The organism is Actinomycetota bacterium (genome assembly GCA_030776725.1).
Lineage (GTDB): Bacteria > Actinomycetota > Nitriliruptoria > Nitriliruptorales > JAHWKO01 > JAHWKW01.
The window spans coordinates 1-2,798 of sequence record JALYHG010000098.1 but is presented as its reverse complement, the minus strand read 5'-3'; the positions used below and the strand labels follow the sequence as shown (position 1 = coordinate 2,798).

Sequence of the window (2,798 nt, the reverse complement as noted above, 5' to 3'; positions counted from 1 at the left end):
GATCATGAGGCTGGCGGCCTCTGACGGGTTGGTCGCCACCGCGATCCCGAGGCTCTCGAGGATGTCCTTCTTCTCGGCCGCGGTTTCGCCCCCGCCGCCGCCTTCGCGCACGATCGCGCCGGCGTGGCCCATCTGCTTGCCTGCGGGCGCCTCGAACCCCGCGACGTAGGCCACCACCGGTGTGTCGGGGATGTGCTCGGCGATCCAACGCCCCGCCTCCTGCTCGTCGGTCCCGCCGATCTCCCCGACGAAGACGATCGCGTGGGTGTCGGGGTCGTCGGCGAACAGGCGGATGATGTCCAGAAAGTTGGACCCCACCACCGGGTCGCCGCCGATCCCCACACAGGTGGAGATCCCCAGGCCCCCCTGCGCCAACTCGTGCATGATCTGGTAGGTGAGCGTTCCCGAGCGCGACACCAGTCCAACCGTCCCCGGCCCGGCGATGTTGGCGGGGATGATGCCCACGTTCGCCTCCCCGGGGCTGATCAGACCGGGGCAGTTGGGCCCGATCAGGCGCACGCCATCCCGGCGCACCACCCGGTCGTACACCACGGTCATGTCGTGGACAGGCACGCATTCGGTGATCACCACGATGGTGCTGATGCCGGCCTCGTGGGCCTCCAGGATCGCGTCCATGGCGAAGGGTGCGGGCACCATGATCATCGAGGTGTCAGCGCCGGTCTCGGCCCGGGCCTCGGCCACCGTCGCGAACACCGGCAGGTCCAGCACCTCCCAGCGGCCGCCGCCACGCTTGGGATGGACCCCACCCACCACGTTCGTGCCGTAGTCGCGGTTGCGTTTGGTGTGGAAGGTGCCCTGGGTACCGATGCCTTGGACGACCACCGTGGTGGACTCGTCGATGATGATGCTCACCCGCTCTCCTTGAAGATCCGCCACGAACGCCACATACCAGCTACTCGCGTGCCAGCTCCACCGCTTGGCGAGCGGCCTGTTGCATGTCGCCCGCCGCGACGACGTTGGGGTGCCTTGCCTCCTCCAGGATCCGTCGGCCCTGCGCTGCGTTGGTCCCGTCGAGACGGACCACGAGCTTGGGTTCGATCCCGCCGAGGCGGTCGAGTGCTTCGATCACGCCCTTGGCGACCTCCTCGCCGCGGGTGATCCCGCCGTAGATGTTGATCAGAACGCTCTTGACCTGCGGATCGGCCAGGACGATCGCGAGGCTCTCGGCCATCGTGTCGGCGCTCGCGCCGCCACCGACGTCGAGGAAGTTCGCTGGCTGCCCGCCGGCCTGCGCGACGACGTCGATCGTGGCCATCACCAGACCAGCGCCGTTGCCGAGTACGCCGACGTCCCCATCGAGCTTGACGTACTGGATGCCCTGGCGCTTGGCGCGCGCTTCGAGGTCGTCGCCGCGTCGGTCGAACTCGGCCCACTCCTGGTAGTCGTCGTGGCGGAACATCGCGTTGCCGTCGATCGTGATCTTCGCGTCGAGGGCGATGACGCGCCCGTCGGTGGTGCGCACCAGCGGGTTGATCTCCGTCAGCAGCGCGTCGCCCAGGCGGAAAGCATCGAACAGCTGCACCAGGAGCTCGCCGGCCGCGTCGGCCGCTGCGTCGGGGATCTGCGCGGCGTGGACGATCGCGCTCACCCGCCCCGCTGGCAGGCCGGCCTCCACCTCTGACGGGACGAGGGCTTCCTTGACGACGGCCTCGGGTCGCTCGCGGTTGACCTGTTCGATGTCGACCCCGCCTTCGGCCGAGCAGATCACGAGGTAGCCCTTGCCGACTCGGTCGTGCATCACCGACAGGTAGTACTCCTCGGCGATGTCGCTGGCCGGCTCGACGTACACCAGATCGACCACGTGACCGCGGATGTCGAGTCCCAGGATCGCGGCGGCAGCCTCACGGGCCTCGTCGGGTGCCTCGGCGAGCTTGATGCCGCCGGCTTTCCCGCGACCGCCGGTCTTGACCTGCGCCTTGACCACCACGGGTCGGTTGAGCTGGCGTGCAGCGTCCTCAGCTTCGTCCGCCGTGGCGCACACGATCCCCGGCGGTGGGGTGGGGACGCCGTGGCGCCGGAAGAACTCCTTGCCCTGGTACTCGAGCAGGTCCATCGGTGCTCCGGTGTCGGTCTGTTGCGGGGCGCCGTGACGTCAGGCGCTGCCGGCGCGCTCCGCCCCCGCAGTGCTGTCGGCGCCGGTGTCGGGGACGTTGGCGCGGACCCACTCAACGATCTCGCTGATGGGCGTGCCCGGGGTGAAGATCCGCGCGATCCCTTGACGTTCGAGTTCCGGGATGTCGTTCTTGGGGATGATCCCACCGCCGAACACGACGACGTCGTCGGCGCCCTCCTGCCGCAGCAGCTCCACCACCCGCGGGAACAGCGTCATGTGTGCCCCGGAGTGGATCGACAGCCCCACCGCCTGCGCGTCCTCCTGGATCACCGCGTTCACGATCTGTTCCGGTGTCTGGTGTAGCCCGGTGTAGATGATCTCCATCCCGGCGTCACGGAGCGCTCGGGCCACGACCTTGGCCCCGCGGTCGTGCCCGTCGAGGCCCGGTTTGGCGACGACGACGCGGATGGTCACCGGTGAGGTCCTTCCTGCCCTGCCGCGGGCGGCGATCGACCGAGCCCCGCAGCGACGCGTCGTGTGTGCCCAGCGCCGCGCCGCCGAGGATAGTGCGAAGCGTGAACACCCGGTGCGGGGCTGCGTGGTCGCGGTTGCCGTTGGTGGTCGCGGTTGCCGTCCGTTGTCGCGCTTGCGGTGCGTGGTGGCCGTCCGTTGTCGCGGTTGCGGTGCGTGTTGCGGTGCCGTTCGTGGTCGTGGACGGTCGCGG

3 protein-coding genes are annotated in these 2,798 nt (G+C 69.4%); all 3 read right to left on the bottom strand.

Going from position 1 to position 2,798, the window contains the following annotated elements:
• Window positions 1-873 (bottom strand): succinate--CoA ligase subunit alpha (gene sucD / locus M3N57_04505; protein ID MDP9021959.1); only part of this gene is annotated, 873 nt, incomplete at its 3' end.
• Window positions 874-913: 40 nt separating this feature from the next.
• Entirely contained in the window at window positions 914-2,074 is a 1,161-nt protein-coding gene (sucC, locus tag M3N57_04500; GenBank protein MDP9021958.1) for an ADP-forming succinate--CoA ligase subunit beta, read from the bottom strand.
• 39 nt (window positions 2,075-2,113) lie between these two features.
• On the bottom strand, window positions 2,114-2,548 hold the full coding sequence (locus M3N57_04495) for a cobalamin B12-binding domain-containing protein (GenBank protein ID MDP9021957.1): 435 nt from the start codon (window positions 2,546-2,548) through the stop codon (window positions 2,114-2,116).
• Window positions 2,549-2,798: the final 250 nt, after the last annotated feature.

Coding starts and splice junctions, on each gene's coding strand:
- sucC (MDP9021958.1), bottom strand. CDS start 2,074: ATGGACCTGCTCGAGTACCAGGGCAAGGAGTTCTTCCGGCGCCACGGC.